This window comes from Paenibacillus cookii (genome assembly GCF_018333375.1).
GTDB lineage: Bacteria > Bacillota > Bacilli > Paenibacillales > Paenibacillaceae > Paenibacillus_AQ > Paenibacillus_AQ cookii.
Genome location: NZ_BORW01000033.1, coordinates 45749 through 63142, shown reverse-complemented (window position 1 = coordinate 63142; position 17394 = coordinate 45749). Strand labels below are relative to the sequence as shown.

Below are 17394 nucleotides of genomic sequence, written 5' to 3'. Positions count from 1 at the left end.
GTTGCCTACGTGTTACTCACCCGTCCGCCGCTAACCAAGAGCGATCCGAAGATCGCTAAGGTCCGCTCGACTTGCATGTATTAGGCACGCCGCCAGCGTTCGTCCTGAGCCAGGATCAAACTCTCCATGAAAGTTTGTGACTCATTTTGAATCTGACGAGAATTTAATTCTCATTTGTGCTCCACAAACCATCCAGCCATAGGCTTGGACCGGCTTGCTTCGCGTTTCGGTTTCGTTGCCGAAACCTCATATCTCACTCGTTGTTCAGTTTTCAAAGATCAAACATTTCGTTTTCGTCGCCGTCGTTGTGTTCAGCAGCAACTTTTATAATATATCATGTTTTGTTTCTTAATGCAAGCTTTTTTTGAAATTGTTTTTTCAAAGCTTTAAAGCTTGCTGGCTTTAAATGCTTACCGCACTTATCGGCCGGAATAATAATATATCATGAATCTATTTAGCTTGCAAGCTTTCTTTGAAATTAATATGTTCAGGGATATAAGAACAATATTTAGGTTGAATCCATTGCTTTGCTCGGTCGAATCTTCCTATATCCCATCCCCGCTACTTTTGCTCTTTTGGCCAAATCGTATAGCTGAAGCTGATTAAAAAATCGATCGCCAAAATCATGCCCCACATCCTCGGTATGCCTTTTAATGCTTCCGTCCTCGAAGGGTCATTTACCATCCAGATCATCAGCATCAGCAAAACGACGCCCACAACCCACGCCATCAAATGCCGGTACCACCCTTCCCGCTCGCGCCGGGCGCGCTCTTTTCCGTACTTCGGCGCAGGTGCCGGCTTTTCCCCGCCTGCAAAGCGGTATGCAAAACGTTCATCCGCCCATTTGATCATTCGATGTCCGTATGCGACGGTGACCCCAATATAAATCGCGGCCAACCCGTGCATGAATTCCGCCGTGGTTCCGCTGCGCAAGTCGATGACCGTAAACGCGATAAGCAAAATATCGACAACCGGCGTGGCAACGAGCAAGACCGCTCCCGTCCGCTTCCATCCCGCAATATACCTGGCGCTAAGACCGGCCAGAACTAGCACCCAAAATCCGATTTCGCACGCCACAATCAAAGCTGCAATCATGATGGCTTCATCCTTCCTTTTTTAGAACAATTGTATTAAAAACAATTTATCACGACTGTATTAAAAAAACAAGGAAAATGTTATACTAAGGACATGCCTAAAATCGTGGATCATGAAAAACAAAGGGAAAAAGTTGCGGAAGCCACCTGGCGCGTCATTCAAAAAATGGGGCTGGACCAGGCTTCGGTCCGGAACATCGCGGACGAGGCCGGATTGTCCGTGGGTTCGATGCGCCATTATTTCTCGACGCATTCGGAACTGCTCTTCTATGCCATGAAGATGGTTTCCGACCGTGTCGGAAAACGGATCGCCAACATCGATTTCAGCGGGGACCTTTTGACGGACATTCCTCTCCTCGTCGACGAGATTCTGCCTACGGACGAGGAGAAACGGCTCGAAATGGAGGTCTGGTTCGCTTTTGTCGTCAAATCGCTGTCCGACAAGGATCTCGCTAGATATCGCCTGGAAGTCGATGATGGGCTCAGATCCATTTTTATTGAAATCATGGATGGATTGGCCGCCAAAAACTTGGCTGCGCCAGATCTGGACGCCGAGCTTGAAATCGAACGCTTTTATGCCTTGATCGACGGATTGGCCATCCATGCCGTACTCAGGCCGGAAAAGATGCCGGCGGACTTGATGCGCAGAACCGTATACCGTCATCTTCAGTCGCTTTGCCGCCCATCCGAATGAAACGCAAAAAAGGAACAGACGTGACCCCGTCACGCTCAGGCTGTCGAGAAACCCCCTGTTTTTTTGCAGGGGGTTTAAAATTGCCTCGTCGGTCACTGAAGTAGGGGTCTCAGAGCGCTTTAAATCGATTTTTATTTTAAAAGATATGATTCCCCCCATATAAAAAATAGAGTGTCGAAAAGTCCGTTGGACTTTCTCGACACTCTGACGTGACCCCGTCACGCTGTTCCTTTTTTCTTATGTTATAAAAGCTTGCGGCGAATCTTCATCTCCATGTCCCAAGAAGTCCGATGAATCCGGTCATGAAATTCCGTCTTCCCCGTTAAACGATTTAAGCTACTCCTGCGTACGGTTTCTCATATGAGGGAATAACAGTACGTCGCGGATCGAAGGCGAATTGGTCAGCAGCATCACGAGACGGTCCACGCCGATGCCGAGTCCGCCTGTAGGCGGCATGCCGTATTCGAGCGCATTCAGGAAGTCCTCGTCCATTTCATGCGCTTCGTCGTTGCCTTGCTCCCGTTCCTTGAGCTGTGCTTCGAAACGCTGGCGCTGGTCGATCGGGTCGTTCAGCTCGCTGAAGGCATTGGCATGCTCACGCGCCACGATAAACAGCTCGAAGCGGTCCGTAAAACGCGGATCCTCTTCGTTTTTCTTCGCCAGCGGCGAGATTTCCACCGGATGCCCGGTAACGAACGTCGGCTGAATCAGCGTTTCCTCTACAAATTCCTCGAAGAACGCGTTCAGAATATGGCCAAAGGTCATATGCGGCTCGACTTTGACGTTATGCTCCTTGGCAAGGCGATGCGCCTCTTCATCCGTCATGTGCACGCCGAAGTCTACGCCTTTGACTTCTTTAACCGCATCCACCATGGACACGCGGCGCCAGCCCGGTGCGAGGTTGACCTCATGCCCCTGGTAATTGATGACCTGGGTGCCGAGCACTTCCTGCGCGATGTGGGCAATCAAGTTTTCCGTCAAGTTCATGATGTCCTTGTAATCGGCATAAGCTTCATACAGCTCGATCATGGTGAATTCCGGGTTGTGGCGGGTGGAAATGCCTTCGTTCCGGTATACGCGTCCGATCTCGTATACTTTCTCCAGGCCGCCGACGATCAGGCGCTTCAAGTGAAGTTCGATCGCGATGCGCATATAAAGCTCCATGTCGAGCGCATTATGATGCGTGATGAACGGTTTCGCGGCAGCGCCGCCTGCGATGGCATGCAGCGTCGGCGTCTCCACTTCCAGATAACCTTGGGAGTCCAAATAGCGGCGCATCGACTGAATGATCCGGGAACGGGCGATAAACGTTTGCTGTACTTCCGGATTGATAATCAGATCCACGTAACGCTGACGGTAACGAAGCTCGACGTCCTTCAGGCCGTGATATTTGTCGGGCAGCGGATTGAGTGACTTCGCGAGAACCTCGACTTCGCTCGCTTTGATCGTCGTCTCTCCCGTTTTGGTTTTGAACATCGTGCCGGCGATTCCGACAATATCCCCGAGATCAAGCAGGCGGAACGCTTCAAAAGCCGTTTCCGGCACGGAATCCTGACGCACGTAAATTTGGATTTTGCCGCTGAGATCCTGAATATGGGCAAAAATCGCCTTACCCATGCCGCGTTTGGCCATAATCCGGCCCGCTACCTTCACTTCGATATGCTGCTCGTCCAGCTCTTCTTTGGTCATACCGTCATATTTCTTAAGCAGGTCTCCCGCATGATGGGTGCGGTTGTATTTTTTTCCAAAAGGGTCAATCCCAAGGCCCCGCAGCTCGTCCAGCTTACCTCGGCGAATTTGCAGCATTTCGCTAAGTTCCATTTCTTGTTCGTGGTTGTTTACTTCTTCCGACATTTTCATTCGTCACTCCTTCGATCCTACTGCCTGTCCTTCCAAGAAAAACAGGGTACTGCATGACATAACCGGGGAATACATGAATTCATTCCCATTTCATCCTATATATCTGAAAAAAAGCTTCCTAAAGGAAGCTCTTTCTTACAATCCTAAAGCACGCCGATCTTATTTCTTGATATCGATGATTTTGTATTGGATCACGCCGGCAGGCACGTTTACGTCCACGACGGCTCCTTTTTGCTTGCCTAAGATCGCTTTGCCGACCGGGCTTTCATTCGAAATCTTGTTGTTGAGCGGATCGGATTCGGCCGTGCCGACAATCGTATACTCCATCGTGTCGCCGTACTCCATGTCCTGCACGATCACCGTCGCGCCAACCCCGACAATATCGGTATTGATTTCGTCGTTGTTGATGATGCGCGCATTGCGAAGCATTTTTTCAAGGGTAATGATGCGTCCCTCGATAAAGGCCTGCTCGTTTTTGGCATCCTCGTACTCGGAGTTTTCGCTGATATCGCCGTAGCCGATGGCTACTTTGATCCGTTCCGCAACCTCGCGCCGCTTGACCGATTTCAGGTTCTCGAGTTCGTCTTCCAGCTTTTTGAGTCCGTCCTGTGTCAGAATGACTTCTTTATCGCTCATCTTAACCGATTCTCCTGTCATATAAATGAATTTAAAGCGATTCGGTTTCATAACCCATTCCACCCATTATGAAACGGAATCAAAAAAACGAGTATAGAATGAACTACCCAGCTTGCTTTAGATCAATCTATATTTATGCAAAGTGTGAAGGATCAGAACATCCCTCTGCTGTTTTAAGGATAAAGTCGAATTTATACTGAAAAATTATATGGTAAGCATTTCAAAATGTCAATCGCGCGCAATTTTGTATATGCATGGTCATGACATGGCGGAATTACCGGGAAACCGCCGCCTCCTCAACCGCTTCTGCCTCCAGTTGCTCCCTCTCTTTGAGGCTTGCAACGAAATTTTCCAAAATTCGGACCATTTCGTCCCGCTTCGTTCCTTCCATGATTTCGTCTTTGATGCGGGCGGATCCTTTGAGCCCTTTCAAATACCAGGCCAAATGCTTGCGCATTTCGCGTACGGCCACCGCTTCTCCCCGCAACGCAATGAGACGGTCCATATGCAAAATCGCGATTCGGATCTTCTCCTCGGCCGTCGGTTCCGGCAGCAGCTCCCCGGTTTTCAAATATTCGATCGTGCGGTACAGCATCCATGGATTGCCCAGGGCTCCGCGGCCGATCATGACCCCGTCGACTCCGGTTTGGTCCAACATCCGGCGGGCATCCTCGGGGGTAACCACGTCCCCGTTGCCGATGACCGGGATCGATACCGACTCTTTGACTTGTTTTATAATATCCCAGTCCGCATGGCCGGTATACAGCTGTTCGCGGGTTCGGCCGTGTATGCTGACCGCTTTCCCTCCGGCGCGTTCCACCGCTTGGGCGTTTTCGACCGCGTAAATGTGGTCGCTGTCCCAACCCGTGCGCATTTTGACCGTCACCGGCTTGTCTACCGCATCCACCACGGCAGCTACCATTTCGTAAATTTTGTTGGAATCGAGCAGCCAGCGGGCGCCTGCGTCGATTTTGGTCACTTTGGGCGCAGGGCAGCCCATGTTAATGTCGATAATATCGGCATTCGTCTGTTTATCCACGACCTTCGCCGCTTCCACGAGCGAGTCGCGGTCGCCTCCGAAAATTTGCAGGCTGAGCGGTTTCTCCCGTTCGTCGACAAAAAGCATCTCCTGCGTGCGCCGATTGCCGTGGACGATCGCTTTGCCGCTAACCATCTCCGCGCAAACCAGTCCGGTTCCGAACTCCTTGGCGATCAACCGGAAAGCCGGATTGCAAACACCCGCCATCGGAGCGAGGACGACCTGATTTTTCATTTCAATATCGCCAATTTTCAACATGGGATCTCTTTGTCGCTCCTTTGACTTCATGTAATCATTTATATACCCGTAACTCTAAGGATTGGTAAGCTCCTCGAGCGATATGCCCAGTACCTCCGCAATTTTCGCAAGCGTGCGCTCGTCGGCATGGCGGTTGCCCCGCTCGATGGCGCCAAGCACCGTCAGCGAAATGCCGCATCCCGACGCCAGCTCCTGCTGCGTGTATCCTTTTAACTTCCGAAAGGCGCGGATGCGCTGTGCCAGCTGCATGTTTTCCAAAGCTGTAAACCGTCCTTTCCATCCAGTCTTTCCAACGCTGCGAACAGGATAGGCCGCAATCCGGAGGATTCGCCCTCCGGCACGACGTCTTTCAAAGGGACGAGCACAAACAAACGCTCTTCCATGCGAGGGTGGGGCAAAATCAGCTCCTCGGTGTTTTCCCGCCGCCCCTCCATCCAGATCAGGTCCAAATCGACGGTTCTCGGGCCCCAGCGTATATGCCGAACGCGTCCAAGGTCTTTTTCGATTTGCTGCATGACGTGCAGCAGTCCGTAAGCATCGAGCGTGGTGCGAACCCGTACGGCCATATTCAGAAAAAGGGGCTGGTCGACGTAACCGACCGGCTCGGTCTCATATAAATCGGAACATTCGAGCACCGCGACGTCCGGATGCCGATCGAGACGTTGCACCGCATCCATCAGCGTTTCCTCGCGGTCGCCCAAATTGGCCCCTAAAGCAATATAAGCCTCTGATGACTCAGAGGTGGATTGTGCATTCATGGCAGATTCTCGCTTTCTTGTTCTCGGGACTAGCAAAAAGGCTTCGTCAGCCGCTCATTCTTTGCTAACTCCTCGTTCTGTGAAGCTCCACGGTGACCCCCTGAAAATGGATGTCAAAGGGAGGGTGCGGTTTGGTCACTTTGACCGTCAATGCATCGATACTAGTATAAGTGTCCAGTAACAAGGATGCAACACGTTCGCCGAGCGCCTCGATGAGGCGGAAAGACTCGGTTTCAACGACTTTTTTCACGAGCTCGTGCACTTCGGCATAATTTACCGTTTTGCTCAAATCGTCATTTCGGCCGGCTTCCCGCAAATCGAGCTCCAGCTCCAAATCGATATAGAAACGTTGGCCCAGCTTGCGTTCCTCTTCAAACACGCCGTGGTACCCGTAATATTCCATCCGATGCAGCTTCATTTTATCCATGGATCCGTCATCCCTCCGTAATATGTTCGCGTACCCTTCTCGTATCCGGCGAGGCATACAGCATCGCGTCGCACATATCCACGGTCCGCTTGATTTGTTTCACGTCATGAACGCGCACGATTTGGCAGCCTTGGGCAATGCCGAACGCGACCGTGGCCGCCGTTCCTTCGACGACGTCCCCAACCGGAAGATCCAGCACGGTACGGATAAACTTTTTGCGGGAGGTCGCGAGCAGCACCGGATAACCGATCCCGACGAGCCGGTCAAGCTGCGTCATGATCTGCAGGTTTTCCGGCAAATTTTTCGCAAAACCGACGCCCGGATCCAAAATGATCCGTTCACCGGCAACGCCGGCCTTCAGCGCCAATTCGACGCTTTCCTGCAGGTCCCGCACGACGTCGGCCGTAAAATCGCCGTAGTTCATATCTTTCCTGTTGTGCATCAAAATAATCGGGCAGCCGAGTTCGGCGGCCGCTTTGAGCATATCCGGGTCCTTTTTGCCTCCCCAAATATCGTTCATGATATGGGCTCCCGCCCGGATCGCTTCCCGCGCTACCTCCGCTTTATACGTATCCACCGAGATCGGGATATGGGGGGCGGCCCGGTGCAGCGCTTCAATGACCGGAATGATCCGGCGCAGCTCCTCTTCCGCGGACACCGGCTCGTAACCCGGCCGCGTCGATTCGCCTCCGATGTCGATCAAGTCCGCCCCGTCCTCCACCATTTGCAAGGCATGCCGAACCGCTTGATCCGGGTCGACGTACCGGCCTCCATCCGAAAATGAGTCGGGGGTTACGTTCAAAATACCCATAATTTTGGTGGATGCACCAAGCTCAAGCACCGCTTCGCCCATCCGGTATGTCCGTTCATAGATTGTCGTTTTCATGATAGCCTCCCGTTTGCCGGCGGTACAACCGCAGCAGTATATCCGTTAACGGTCCGATTCGCCCTTCGCCGATGATCGAAACCGTGCCGTCCGGGTCGATCAACGAGGTGACGGGCACCAATTCCTGAATGGAAGTGGTCAGCCAGATTTCATCCGCTTCCCGCAAGTCTTCCCAAGTGTAAAACCCTTCCTCGCAGCGTATTCCCGCCTCCGAGGCCAGCTCCAAAACCAACCCGCGCGTAATGCCGGGCAGCAGGCCGCAAGCCGTGTCCGGCGTACAGACCTTTCCGTTTTTCGCGAAAAAGACGTTGCTCACGATTCCCTCCGACACATGCCCGTCCGCATTCAGCATCAAGCCCTCGGCATAAAGCCGTACCGCTTCGGGATCGGAGGAAAGCTCCCTCTTCGCCAAAATGTTGTTCATGTAATGGAGCGACTTCAAACGGACGGGGCCCTCTGGCGAATTTCGCCGGGTGCCCAGCAGTTTAAGAGGTTTGCCGTGGGTATACAGCGTCGGCGCCGGCTCGGGCAGCGGTTTCGCCATCAGCACCGAAGCGGGACGGCTATACATTCCCGCGGGCAATCCGAGCGCATCCTCCCCCGCGCTGACCGTGTAGCGGACATAAGCTTCCTCCAGCCCGTTAGCCTGCATCAGCTCGGCGATCCATTCCCGCACCTGCAGGTCATCCGGAAGCGCGGAAACGTCGATGCCCAGCGTTTTGCAGCCCGCCTTCAGTCGAGCCAAGTGCCGCTCCAGCAAAAACGGCTTGCCGCCATAGGTCCGGAGCGTTTCGAACAAACCCATGCCGTATAAAAAGCCGTGATCCATTACGGAGACCACGGCAGCAGAAGCATCCATAGATTGACCGTTTATCAGAATCCGATTCATGCGCCCGTCGTCGCCGTCCGCTTCAGGAAATTGCGCAGCATCTGGTGTCCATGGTCGGTAATGATCGACTCCGGATGGAATTGAACGCCTTCGATCGGGTACTCCTTGTGGCGCAGTCCCATAATTTCGCCCTCTTCCGTTTCGGCGGTAACTTCGAGGCAATCGGGCAGCGTGCTGCGTTCCACCAGCAGGGAATGGTACCGCGTCGCCGTAAACGGCGACGGCAATCCCTCGAATACCGACGTTCCTTGATGCAAAATCGGCGACGTTTTGCCGTGCATCAGCCGTTCGGCGCGAACGACCTTGCCGCCGAATGCCTGTCCGATGGCCTGGTGCCCAAGGCATACGCCAAAAATCGGAACCTTGCCTTTAAAATGCTCAATGGTCTCGAGGCTGATTCCCGCTTCATTCGGAGTGCACGGCCCCGGCGAAATCAGAATATGATCGGGAGCCAGCACTTCGATTCCTTGGATGTCGATTTCGTCATTGCGGAATACTTTGACCTCTTCCCCCAGTTCCCCGAGATATTGAACCAGGTTATACGTAAAAGAGTCGTAATTGTCGATCACCAGAATCATGCTCTCATCTCCTCTTCACGCCGCTGCGACCGGGCAGCCGCTTCCTTTTCGCTCAAAAGGACTGCCTTGACGACGGCTTTGGCTTTATTATGGCATTCGCGGTATTCGCGGTATGGCTCGGAGTCGATCACGACGCCCGCGCCGGTCTGAATCATGCCGATCCCGTCCAAAACGACCAGCGTTCTTATGATAATATTTAATTCCAAATTTCCGTTGTAGTCAATCCAGCCCATGGAGCCCGTATAAGGGCCGCGTCTGACCGGTTCCAGCTCTTCGATGATCTCCATCGTGCGCACCTTCGGCGCTCCCGTGATCGTGCCCCCAGGGAAGAGGGCGGCGATCACGTCAAACGCGTCTTTGCCTGGTGCGAGCCGTCCCTCTACCTGGGAGACCAGATGCATGACGTGGGAGTACTGCTCGACGGTCATCAGCTCCGGTACCCTGACCGTCCCGTAGGCGGCCACTTTGCCGATGTCGTTGCGCTCAAGATCCACCAGCATGACATGTTCCGCGCGTTCCTTTTCGCTGCCCAGCAGCTCGGCGGCCATTGCCTCGTCCTCCGCCTTCGTATGTCCGCGGCGCCGCGTGCCGGCGATGGGACGGGCGCCGATCAGGTCTCCCTGCCGCTTGACCAGCAGCTCGGGAGATGCGCTCACAAGGCTGAAGCCCGGAGAACGAAGCATTCCCATATACGGCGACGGATTCAATACTCTCAGCCATTCATAAATCCGTTCCGGTTCGGATTCCAGCCTCCGTTCCTGCCTGAGCGACAAATTGACCTGAAATACGTCGCCCTGCCGGATATAATCCTGGATCGCCGTGACCGCCCGTTCAAAAGCCTCGCGCGTAAAGGCGCTTTCCATGCCGGGCCATTCGCCGGAATCCAGCTCCGTTGGCCCGTCTTCTACGTGTTTTTGCCGATACAGCCGTTCCTCTTCGATCTCGCCCCGCGCTTGTACCGTAAACCGGGACCATCGGTCAAACATCGTTTGGGCCTTTTCCCGGGCGGCATCGTAAGCATCGCCCAGGTCCGTATCCGCCTTTATGTTCGCATGGACCGCACAAAAGAGTTTTTGCCTAGCATGGTCATAGATCCAAATCTCGTCGAATAACATCCAAAGGTAATCCGGGAGATCCGGATGGTCGGCAGCGGTAGCCGGAAGCTCTTCGAGGAACCGGACGACATCGTAACCCAGGAAGCCGACGCATCCCCCAAGAAACGGCGGCAGATCGGCCGCCAAATCGGCCCGGTCCTCCGGCGCAGGTCCCTTGTAAGGCGCCATCCATTGTTTTATAGCCTCAAGCGGAGATGCTGCCGAACATGCCGTGCTGCCTTCCCGAAGGCAGGTTACGCGCGCCTCTTCTCCCTTCCCCCGCAATACCGACGCGGGTTCCAGCCCCAAATAGGTGTAACGTCCATCCTTGCCGCTTTCGAGGACAAAGGAATGCGGAGACGCCTGTTTCCAGGCATGCGACCAAGACGCGGGCAGACCGCTGCTTTTCCCCCGGCAATCCGCCTCGAGTACAAAAGGCAGCATCGTATATCCTTTTTCGGCCCACCTTTTCCAATGCTTCAACGTAACGACGCTTTCCCCGCTCATTTCTTCATTCCTTTCGCTGCAAAAGCTTCTCTATTGGTTGTCAGTATACTTGCCCGCTCCCCATTTGAAAAGGCCCTTTCCAGGTTTTTTGCCGAAAACGCCCGTATTCCCCAAAAAAACCCTGCCGCCGTAAAAACGGAAGCAGGGCTAATAATGTTCGAATTAACCTTCGAAGTTATAGAGCGGCGTGCTGAGATAACGTTCGCCGTTGCTCGGGATGATCGCGACGACGCGTTTTCCTTTTCCGAGTTCCTTGGCCACCTTGAGCGCGGCATATACCGCTGCGCCTGAAGAAATGCCGGCAAGGACGCCTTCTTCTTTCGCTACGCGGCGCGCCGTTTCAAAAGCTTCTTCATTCTCGACATGAATGATTTCGTCATAGATTTCGCGGTTCAAAATGTCGGGAATGAAGTTCGCGCCAAGACCCTGGATCTTGTGAGGCCCCGGCTTGCCGCCGGCCAAAATCGGGGAAGCCGCTGGTTCGACCGCAACGATTTTGATATCAGGGAAACGGTTTTTCAGCACTTCGCCCGCGCCGGAGATCGTGCCGCCCGTACCGATGCCCGCTACGAACGCATCCAGCGTGCCGCCGATGGACTCGATCGCTTCAACGATTTCCGGACCCGTCGTCTCGCGGTGGATTTTTACGTTGGCCGGATTTTTGAACTGCTCAGCCATGAAATAACCCGGGTTCTCCCTTACGATTTCCTCGGCCTTTTTAACGGCTCCGTTCATGCCCTCCGCTCCCGGAGTCAGCACCAGCTCAGCACCATAGGCGCGAAGCAGGTTGCGGCGCTCCAAGCTCATCGTTTCCGGCATGACGATCACCGCTTTGTATCCTTTCGCCGCAGCGACCATCGCCAGGCCGATCCCGGTGTTGCCGCTTGTTGCTTCCACGATCGTGCCGCCGGGTTTCAGCGTGCCGTCTTTTTCGGCTTCCTCCACGATGCTGATGGCGATCCGGTCTTTAACGCTTGCTCCCGGGTTTTGGTATTCGAGTTTGAGGTAAATTTCCGCGCTGTCTTCCGGAACCAGACGGTTCAAACGAACAAGCGGGGTGCTGCCGATCAATTCAGTAACATTATTCACGACTTTAGCCATAGTAAAAATCCTCCCTTTTGAACGGTAAAATTCGTTTTAAGATGTATGCGGATTCAGTTCGTGCGTCTGGCTGTAAAAACCGATTTTATATCCGAGTAAATAAGTAGGTATTTAGTACCTTTATCTTAACAACCTTCCCTCCGAATGTCAATACGAACCCTGCTTGAGCAGCGCTTCATTTCCGCATCCGGCCTAAGGCCCCCCTGCCTGTCTCCAAAAAAACAACCCTCGCTTCATGGATCCGCAGATCCACTCGGCAAAGGTTTCTAAAAGGCATTATCTCGCCCCCTGCCCGGGCGGGGTTTTGGTTATGATTTTAGCGCCGTATTTATCCCGAAGCTGCGCCTCAAGCTCCGTTAACGGGACGGCTTCGTTCAAAGCAAGCTGTTTGCGGATGCCCTCCCGGATGTCCTCGCTGCTTGGTTTCTCCGTTTCTTGGATATCGATGACCTGCATCACCGCGTATCCGTCGTCCTGAAGCCGGATCGGACCCGCAATGTCCCCCGTTTGCAGCTCCTTGGCCGCGTCGAGCAGCTCCGCCGGAACGAACGGGTCGTCTTCTTCGATCCAACCGAGGCGGCCGCCTTGCAGGCGGGTATATTCGTCGAGGGACAGCTCTTCGGCCAGTTTGCCGAAATCTTCTCCCCGTTCAAGGCGGTCCAGCGCCTCATTGGCGGCTTTACGGCTTTTGAGCTTGATCCACGCCAGCTCGTATTGCTTTTTCGGCTCGAATTCCTCTTGATGCTCCTCCAAATACCTGTCCACGTCCGCATCGCTAATATCGATATGAAGGGTGGCGATTTTTTCGAGGGTCAATTGGTAAGCTGCTTCCGCCCGAATATCCGCGGGGGAGAGGCCCAATTGGGCGTACATCGATTGAAAATAAGCTTCCTCCGACTCGTATCCGGCGGCATCGGCTTTGACCTTCTCCGCGATTTCCTCCGGCGTTACCCGGATTTGCAGCGCTTTGGCTTCGGCATCCACCGCCTTCTGGTTGAGCATCTGCAAAAGCATGTCCTTCCCATGCGTCCGCTTCAACTCTTCGACCCACTCGTCCTCCGTGATGATCTGACCGTCGAAAGCAGCGACGGCTTTCCGGCCGCCCTGCTCTTCGTCCGGTTCATGCACGGTCCCGGCGGGCTTTAGCCCCCTTATGACGATGAGGCTCCCCATAAACAACACGCCCGCTGCCAAAATGATGACTGCGGCCCATAACGCCTTTTCTTGTCTGGTCATCATCCTGTCATCCCGTGCCTTTAACGAATTGCTCTGTCCAGAATCTGCTGCAATTCTTCTTTGTTAAAGCTGTAAGCTTCGTTGCAGAAGTGGCACACCACTTCGGCATGGCCGTCTTCCTTGATCAGCTGTTCCAGCTCATCCTTCCCGAGGCTGACCAGCGTCTGTTCCACCCGTTCCCGCGAGCATTTGCACTGGAAACGGATATCCATATGCTCAAGGACTTCCACGTCAGGCAAAAGCCACCGCAGCATTTCATCCAGTTCCAGCCCCTGATCCAACAGCGACGTCACCGGCGGCATGGCTCCGACGGCCCGCTCGATCACGGTGATTTCCTCATCGCTGAGTCCAGGCAGCAGCTGCACGATAAAACCGCCGGCCACGATGACGGAATTGTCGGGTGCTACCAGGACGCCCAGCCCTACTGCCGATGGCGTCTGTTCGGAGGCGGCAAAATAGTACGTGAAATCTTCGCCCAGCTCCCCGGAAATGATCGGAACGCTGCCGCGGTACGGCTCCTTCAGGCCCAAGTCCTTGGTCACGTGCAAAAAGCCCTGGCCGACCGCGCCTGCGACGTCCAGCTTGCCCTGGCTGTTGCTCGGCAAATGGGTATGCGGTTCGTCCACATAACCTCTAACTTCGCCTTTTGCGTTGGCATCGACGACGATTTGGCCGATCGGGCCGTCGCCTTTTACCTGAATCGTCAATTTCTCCTCGCCTTTGAGCATGGCCCCCATCATGGCGCCTGCCGTCAGCGTCCGCCCCATGGCGGCCGTAGCCGTAGGCCACGTATCATGTCTTCGCCGCAATTCCTCGACGAGCGCCGTCGTCCTTACGGCGAAAGCCCGGACGCGCCCGCCCATGGCGGTGCCCCGAATGAGGCCGTCTTGTTTATTTTCCATGTCCATCTTAGACTCCTTGCTTTGAATTTGAAGATATTGTAGTCCGCTTTCATTTAGGATATGTTCGCTGACACCCCTGATGAGGGCACAAAACGGCATTCCCTTCGTTTATCGTTCCCCAAAAACGAAGATCAGGTTCAAACCGGACGTTTGCTACTTGTTGCGCTCATATATAATCCGCAGCCCTTCGAGCGTCAGCATCGGGTTGACCTCATCGATTGCTTCCGATTCGCTGGCTATCAGCTCCGCCAGCCCGCCGGTGGCTACCACCTTCAGCGAAGGGGAACGCATTTCCTCCTTCATTCGCTCGACGATTCCGTCCACCTGACCGGCATACCCGTAAATGATCCCGGCCTGCATGGCATGCACCGTGTTGCGGCCGATCACCTTTTTCGGCTTTTCGAGCTCGATGCGCGGAAGCTTGGACGCCCGTTCAACCAAAGCCTCCGTCGAAATGCCGATGCCCGGCACGATGGCGCCTCCGAGATAATCCCCTTTTTCGTCGACGCAGTCAAACGTCGTTGCCGTCCCAAAGTCGACCACGACCAGCGGCCCTTTGTACAGCTCGACCGCGGCCACCGCATTCACGATCCGGTCCGCGCCGACCTCGCGCGGGTTTTCGTTGCGCAAATTCAAGCCTGTTTTAATGCCCGGTCCGACCATAAGCGGGTGTTTGCGAATATATTTACGGCATGTCTGGTCGATCACATGAACCATCGGCGGAACGACGGAGGACATGATGACGCCCTCAATGTCCGAAACGTTAATCCCTGACATATGGAACAAATTGTGAAACCATACGCCGTATTCATCCGATGTCGATTGACGGATGGTGCTCAGACGAAAGTGGTGAAGAAGCTCTCGCCCTCTATAGATGCCCAGTACAATGTTGGTATTCCCGATGTCGATGACAAGGATCATGGGGACGATCCCTCCTTTATTTTACAGCATTGAGATCCAGACTGATGTCAAGACTCTCAAAAGAATAGGTTAACCGCCCCACGGATATGACGTCAACCCCGCACTCGGCAATTTCTTTGACCGTTTGCAGCGAAACGTTGCCGGAAGCCTCGACGCGGACATGCGGCGCCTTCGTTTTGATCCGTCTTACCGCCTCTCTCATCATCGCTTTGTCCATGTTGTCCAGCATGATGATGTCCGCCCCGGCCTCCAAAGCCTCCTCCACCTGATCCAGCGACTCCGTTTCCACCTCAATGGTCATTGTGTGAGGAATATGGGCGCGTGCCCGTTCAACCGCCAGGCGAATTCCGCCCGCTCCTTTAATATGGTTGTCCTTAATCATGACGGCGTCATACAGCCCAAAACGGTGATTGGCGCCGCCCCCGACCCGCACGGCATATTTCTCCAGCATGCGGTGACCCGGCGTCGTTTTGCGCGTGTCGACGAGCCGGGCAGGCAAACCTTCAAGCTTATCCACGAACATGCGGGTCCGGGTTGCAATGCCGGAGAGGCGCTGCAAAAGATTCAGCGCAAGCCGTTCCCCCGTCAAAATATGGTGCGTGCTTCCTTCGACGACAGCCAGCACGGTCCCCTTCGTAACACGGTCTCCGTCCTTTACGCAAGGCGTAAACGACAGTCCGGGATCCACCACTTGAAACACCAGCTCCGCAACCGGAATCCCGGCCACGACGCCGTCCTCCTTGGCATGAATGATGCCCTTGGACTCGTGGCCCGGGGGAATGGTGGCCATCGTCGTCACATCGCCGGATCCGACGTCCTCCTTCAACCATAAACGGATGGATTCCACCAAACCTTCGTTATATCCGTTAAACATCATCGCTGAATTCCTCCATCATTTCATCTTCGCGCCGCTGCAGCAGATGTTTGCGCCACACGGCGTCGTCTCTTTGAGGGTAATCTTCCCTGTAATGGGCGCCCCGGCTTTCCGTTCGCTCGAGGGCGGCCCGGGTTACCAGCATGCTGCTGGTCAGCATGTTGGCGAATTCGAACTCCTCTTTCTTCGTGAGCTCCGACTGGAAAATCGGCAGCTGCCGCTGCAGCTCCTCCATCCCTTTGCGGAGCATCGTTCCGGTGCGCCGCAGTCCGGCATACCGCACCATCACCTTCTGCAGCTTGAGCCGCCGTTCGATGATGGCCTGCTTGGGAGCGCCGGTCCGGCCCTCCAGCTGATGGGACAAGTCGATTGAACCGACCACGGGGGCCAAAGCGCGAATCCGGTTTACGATCCGTCTGCCGAACACGATCGCTTCGGAGAGCGAGTTGCTTGCCAATCGATTGGCCCCATGCACGCCGGTCGAAGAGACTTCCCCGCAGGCGAACAACCTGGCTACGCTGCTTTCCCCGTTCAGGTCCGTTTTGACGCCGCCCATCATATAATGCGCAGCCGGAGCGACGGGAATCCAATCCGTTGCCATATCCAGGCCATAGTTCATGCAGGTTTCGTAAATGGTCGGAAAACGGCGCCTGATAAAGTCCTGCGGTTCGTGCGTAATATCCAAATACACGAAGGTCGCCTTCGTTTCCTCCATCTCGCTGAGGATGGCCCGGGCCACGATGTCCCGTGGCGCCAGCTCAAGCAGCTCGTGGTATTTTCCCATGAAACGTTCGCCCTTGATGTTGCGCAGCACGGCCCCTTCCCCCCGCACCGCCTCGGAAATAAGGAAACGCGGGGCACCGGGGTAACAAAGCGCGGTCGGATGAAACTGGAGGAATTCCATGTCGCGGATTTGCGCGCCCGCCCGGTAAGCGATGGCAATTCCGTCCGCGGTAGCCACCTCCGGATTCGTCGTATAGCGATAAAGCTGTCCGGCCCCACCCGTGCACAGAATGGTAGCCGTCGCCTTGACATACACTCTCTGGCCGTCGGGACGCTGTACGAGCGCCCCAACGCATTCGTTTCCGGTCGTTATGACGTCGATCACAAAATGATGCTCCCACACTTTAACGCGTTCATGGCCCCGTACCTGCGCCGCCAGCGCCCTAACGATCTCAAAACCCGTCGCGTCGCCGTTGGCATGCAAAATCCGGCGGCGGCTGTGGGCGCCCTCCTGCGTCAACGCAAGCTCCCCGTCGATTTCGTCGAAGGCCGTACCCAGCCGGATCAGCTCTTTGACGCCTTCAGGCCCCTCATTCACGAGAATATCGACCGCGGCCGACGAGCATAACCCCGCGCCTGCCATCAGCGTATCCTCACGATGGTATGCAGGAGAGTCGTCTTCCGAAGTCACGGCGGCGATGCCGCCTTGCGCATAGCGGGTATTGCTCTCCAGAAGGGCGTTTTTCGTAATCATAAGCACGTTCAGGTCTTTCCCCGCCTCAATGGCCGTATACAAGCCCGCAATGCCGGAGCCGACCACGATGACGTCGGTTTCCACGCTAGGCAAGGACTGCAGGTCAAAATCAACCAAATACTGAGGAATCATTGCATTATTCACCTGTCTTAAGAGAAAGAGT

Annotated in this window: 18 protein-coding genes and 1 rRNA gene; 1 reads left to right on the top strand and 18 read right to left on the bottom strand. The window is 54.7% G+C overall.

The features are described from left to right. A 16S ribosomal RNA gene (locus KI367_RS22010) occupies positions 1-131 on the bottom strand; the annotation flags it as partial. A gap of 430 nt (positions 132-561) precedes the next feature. After that, positions 562-1095: a hypothetical protein gene (locus KI367_RS22005; RefSeq protein WP_212952171.1), complete on the bottom strand. Its 534-nt coding sequence runs from the start codon at positions 1093-1095 to the stop codon at positions 562-564. Positions 1096-1200: 105 nt separating this feature from the next. Here KI367_RS22005 and KI367_RS22000 point away from each other — a divergent pair, with 105 nt between their 5' ends. Beyond that, entirely contained in the window at positions 1201-1788 is a 588-nt protein-coding gene (locus KI367_RS22000) for a TetR/AcrR family transcriptional regulator (RefSeq protein WP_246537164.1), read from the top strand. Positions 1789-2124: 336 nt separating this feature from the next. Here the strand turns inward: KI367_RS22000 and lysS are convergent, their stop codons facing one another. The 16 genes from lysS to nadB form a co-directional block, all read right to left on the bottom strand. Next, positions 2125-3642, bottom strand: coding sequence for a lysine--tRNA ligase (lysS, locus tag KI367_RS21995; RefSeq protein WP_036712803.1), 1518 nt, complete (start codon positions 3640-3642; stop codon positions 2125-2127). A 165-nt stretch (positions 3643-3807) separates the two neighbouring features. Beyond that, the gene (gene greA, locus KI367_RS21990) at positions 3808-4284 is read right to left on the bottom strand and encodes a transcription elongation factor GreA (protein WP_160045468.1); all 477 of its coding nucleotides are present in this window, start codon (positions 4282-4284) and stop codon (positions 3808-3810) included. A 274-nt stretch (positions 4285-4558) separates the two neighbouring features. Next, complete coding sequence (dusB, locus tag KI367_RS21985; RefSeq protein WP_036712790.1) at positions 4559-5581, bottom strand: tRNA dihydrouridine synthase DusB; 1023 nt, start codon at positions 5579-5581, stop codon at positions 4559-4561. A 54-nt stretch (positions 5582-5635) separates the two neighbouring features. Next, a complete protein-coding gene (locus tag KI367_RS21980; RefSeq protein ID WP_036712787.1) occupies positions 5636-5839 on the bottom strand; it encodes a helix-turn-helix domain-containing protein in 204 nt (67 codons plus the stop codon). Next, the gene (folK, locus tag KI367_RS21975; protein WP_036712785.1) at positions 5791-6339 is read right to left on the bottom strand and encodes a 2-amino-4-hydroxy-6-hydroxymethyldihydropteridine diphosphokinase; all 549 of its coding nucleotides are present in this window, start codon (positions 6337-6339) and stop codon (positions 5791-5793) included. Before folK ends, KI367_RS21980 begins: the two co-directional genes overlap by 49 nt. Before the next feature lie 64 nt (positions 6340-6403). Then, the gene (folB, locus tag KI367_RS21970) at positions 6404-6766 is read right to left on the bottom strand and encodes a dihydroneopterin aldolase (protein ID WP_212952169.1); all 363 of its coding nucleotides are present in this window, start codon (positions 6764-6766) and stop codon (positions 6404-6406) included. A 7-nt stretch (positions 6767-6773) separates the two neighbouring features. Continuing rightward, entirely contained in the window at positions 6774-7652 is an 879-nt protein-coding gene (gene folP / locus KI367_RS21965) for a dihydropteroate synthase (protein WP_212952168.1), read from the bottom strand. After that, positions 7633-8541 carry an aminotransferase class IV gene (locus KI367_RS21960; protein ID WP_212952167.1) on the bottom strand — a complete coding sequence of 303 codons (909 nt, stop codon included), beginning with the start codon at positions 8539-8541 and terminating at the stop codon, positions 7633-7635. The genes folP and KI367_RS21960 overlap by 20 nt, the downstream gene beginning before the upstream one ends. Continuing rightward, positions 8538-9119, bottom strand: coding sequence for an aminodeoxychorismate/anthranilate synthase component II (gene pabA / locus KI367_RS21955; protein WP_212952166.1), 582 nt, complete (start codon positions 9117-9119; stop codon positions 8538-8540). The genes KI367_RS21960 and pabA overlap by 4 nt, the downstream gene beginning before the upstream one ends. Then, positions 9116-10720: an anthranilate synthase component I family protein gene (locus KI367_RS21950; protein ID WP_212952165.1), complete on the bottom strand. Its 1605-nt coding sequence runs from the start codon at positions 10718-10720 to the stop codon at positions 9116-9118. The genes pabA and KI367_RS21950 overlap by 4 nt, the downstream gene beginning before the upstream one ends. A 162-nt stretch (positions 10721-10882) precedes the next feature. Then, positions 10883-11821, bottom strand: coding sequence for a cysteine synthase A (gene cysK, locus KI367_RS21945; RefSeq protein ID WP_036712783.1), 939 nt, complete (start codon positions 11819-11821; stop codon positions 10883-10885). A 276-nt stretch (positions 11822-12097) separates the two neighbouring features. Beyond that, entirely contained in the window at positions 12098-13057 is a 960-nt protein-coding gene (locus KI367_RS21940) for a peptidyl-prolyl cis-trans isomerase (RefSeq protein WP_212952164.1), read from the bottom strand. A gap of 20 nt (positions 13058-13077) precedes the next feature. Next, on the bottom strand, positions 13078-13959 hold the full coding sequence (gene hslO, locus KI367_RS21935) for an Hsp33 family molecular chaperone HslO (protein ID WP_036712801.1): 882 nt from the start codon (positions 13957-13959) through the stop codon (positions 13078-13080). A 153-nt stretch (positions 13960-14112) separates the two neighbouring features. Next, positions 14113-14880: a type III pantothenate kinase gene (locus tag KI367_RS21930; RefSeq protein ID WP_212952163.1), complete on the bottom strand. Its 768-nt coding sequence runs from the start codon at positions 14878-14880 to the stop codon at positions 14113-14115. Between the two features lie 16 nt (positions 14881-14896). Next, complete coding sequence (nadC, locus tag KI367_RS21925; RefSeq protein WP_212952162.1) at positions 14897-15757, bottom strand: carboxylating nicotinate-nucleotide diphosphorylase; 861 nt, start codon at positions 15755-15757, stop codon at positions 14897-14899. After that, positions 15747-17363 (bottom strand): L-aspartate oxidase, encoded by a 1617-nt coding sequence (nadB, locus tag KI367_RS21920; protein ID WP_212952161.1) that lies wholly within the window; start codon positions 17361-17363, stop codon positions 15747-15749. Before nadB ends, nadC begins: the two co-directional genes overlap by 11 nt. Positions 17364-17394: the final 31 nt, after the last annotated feature.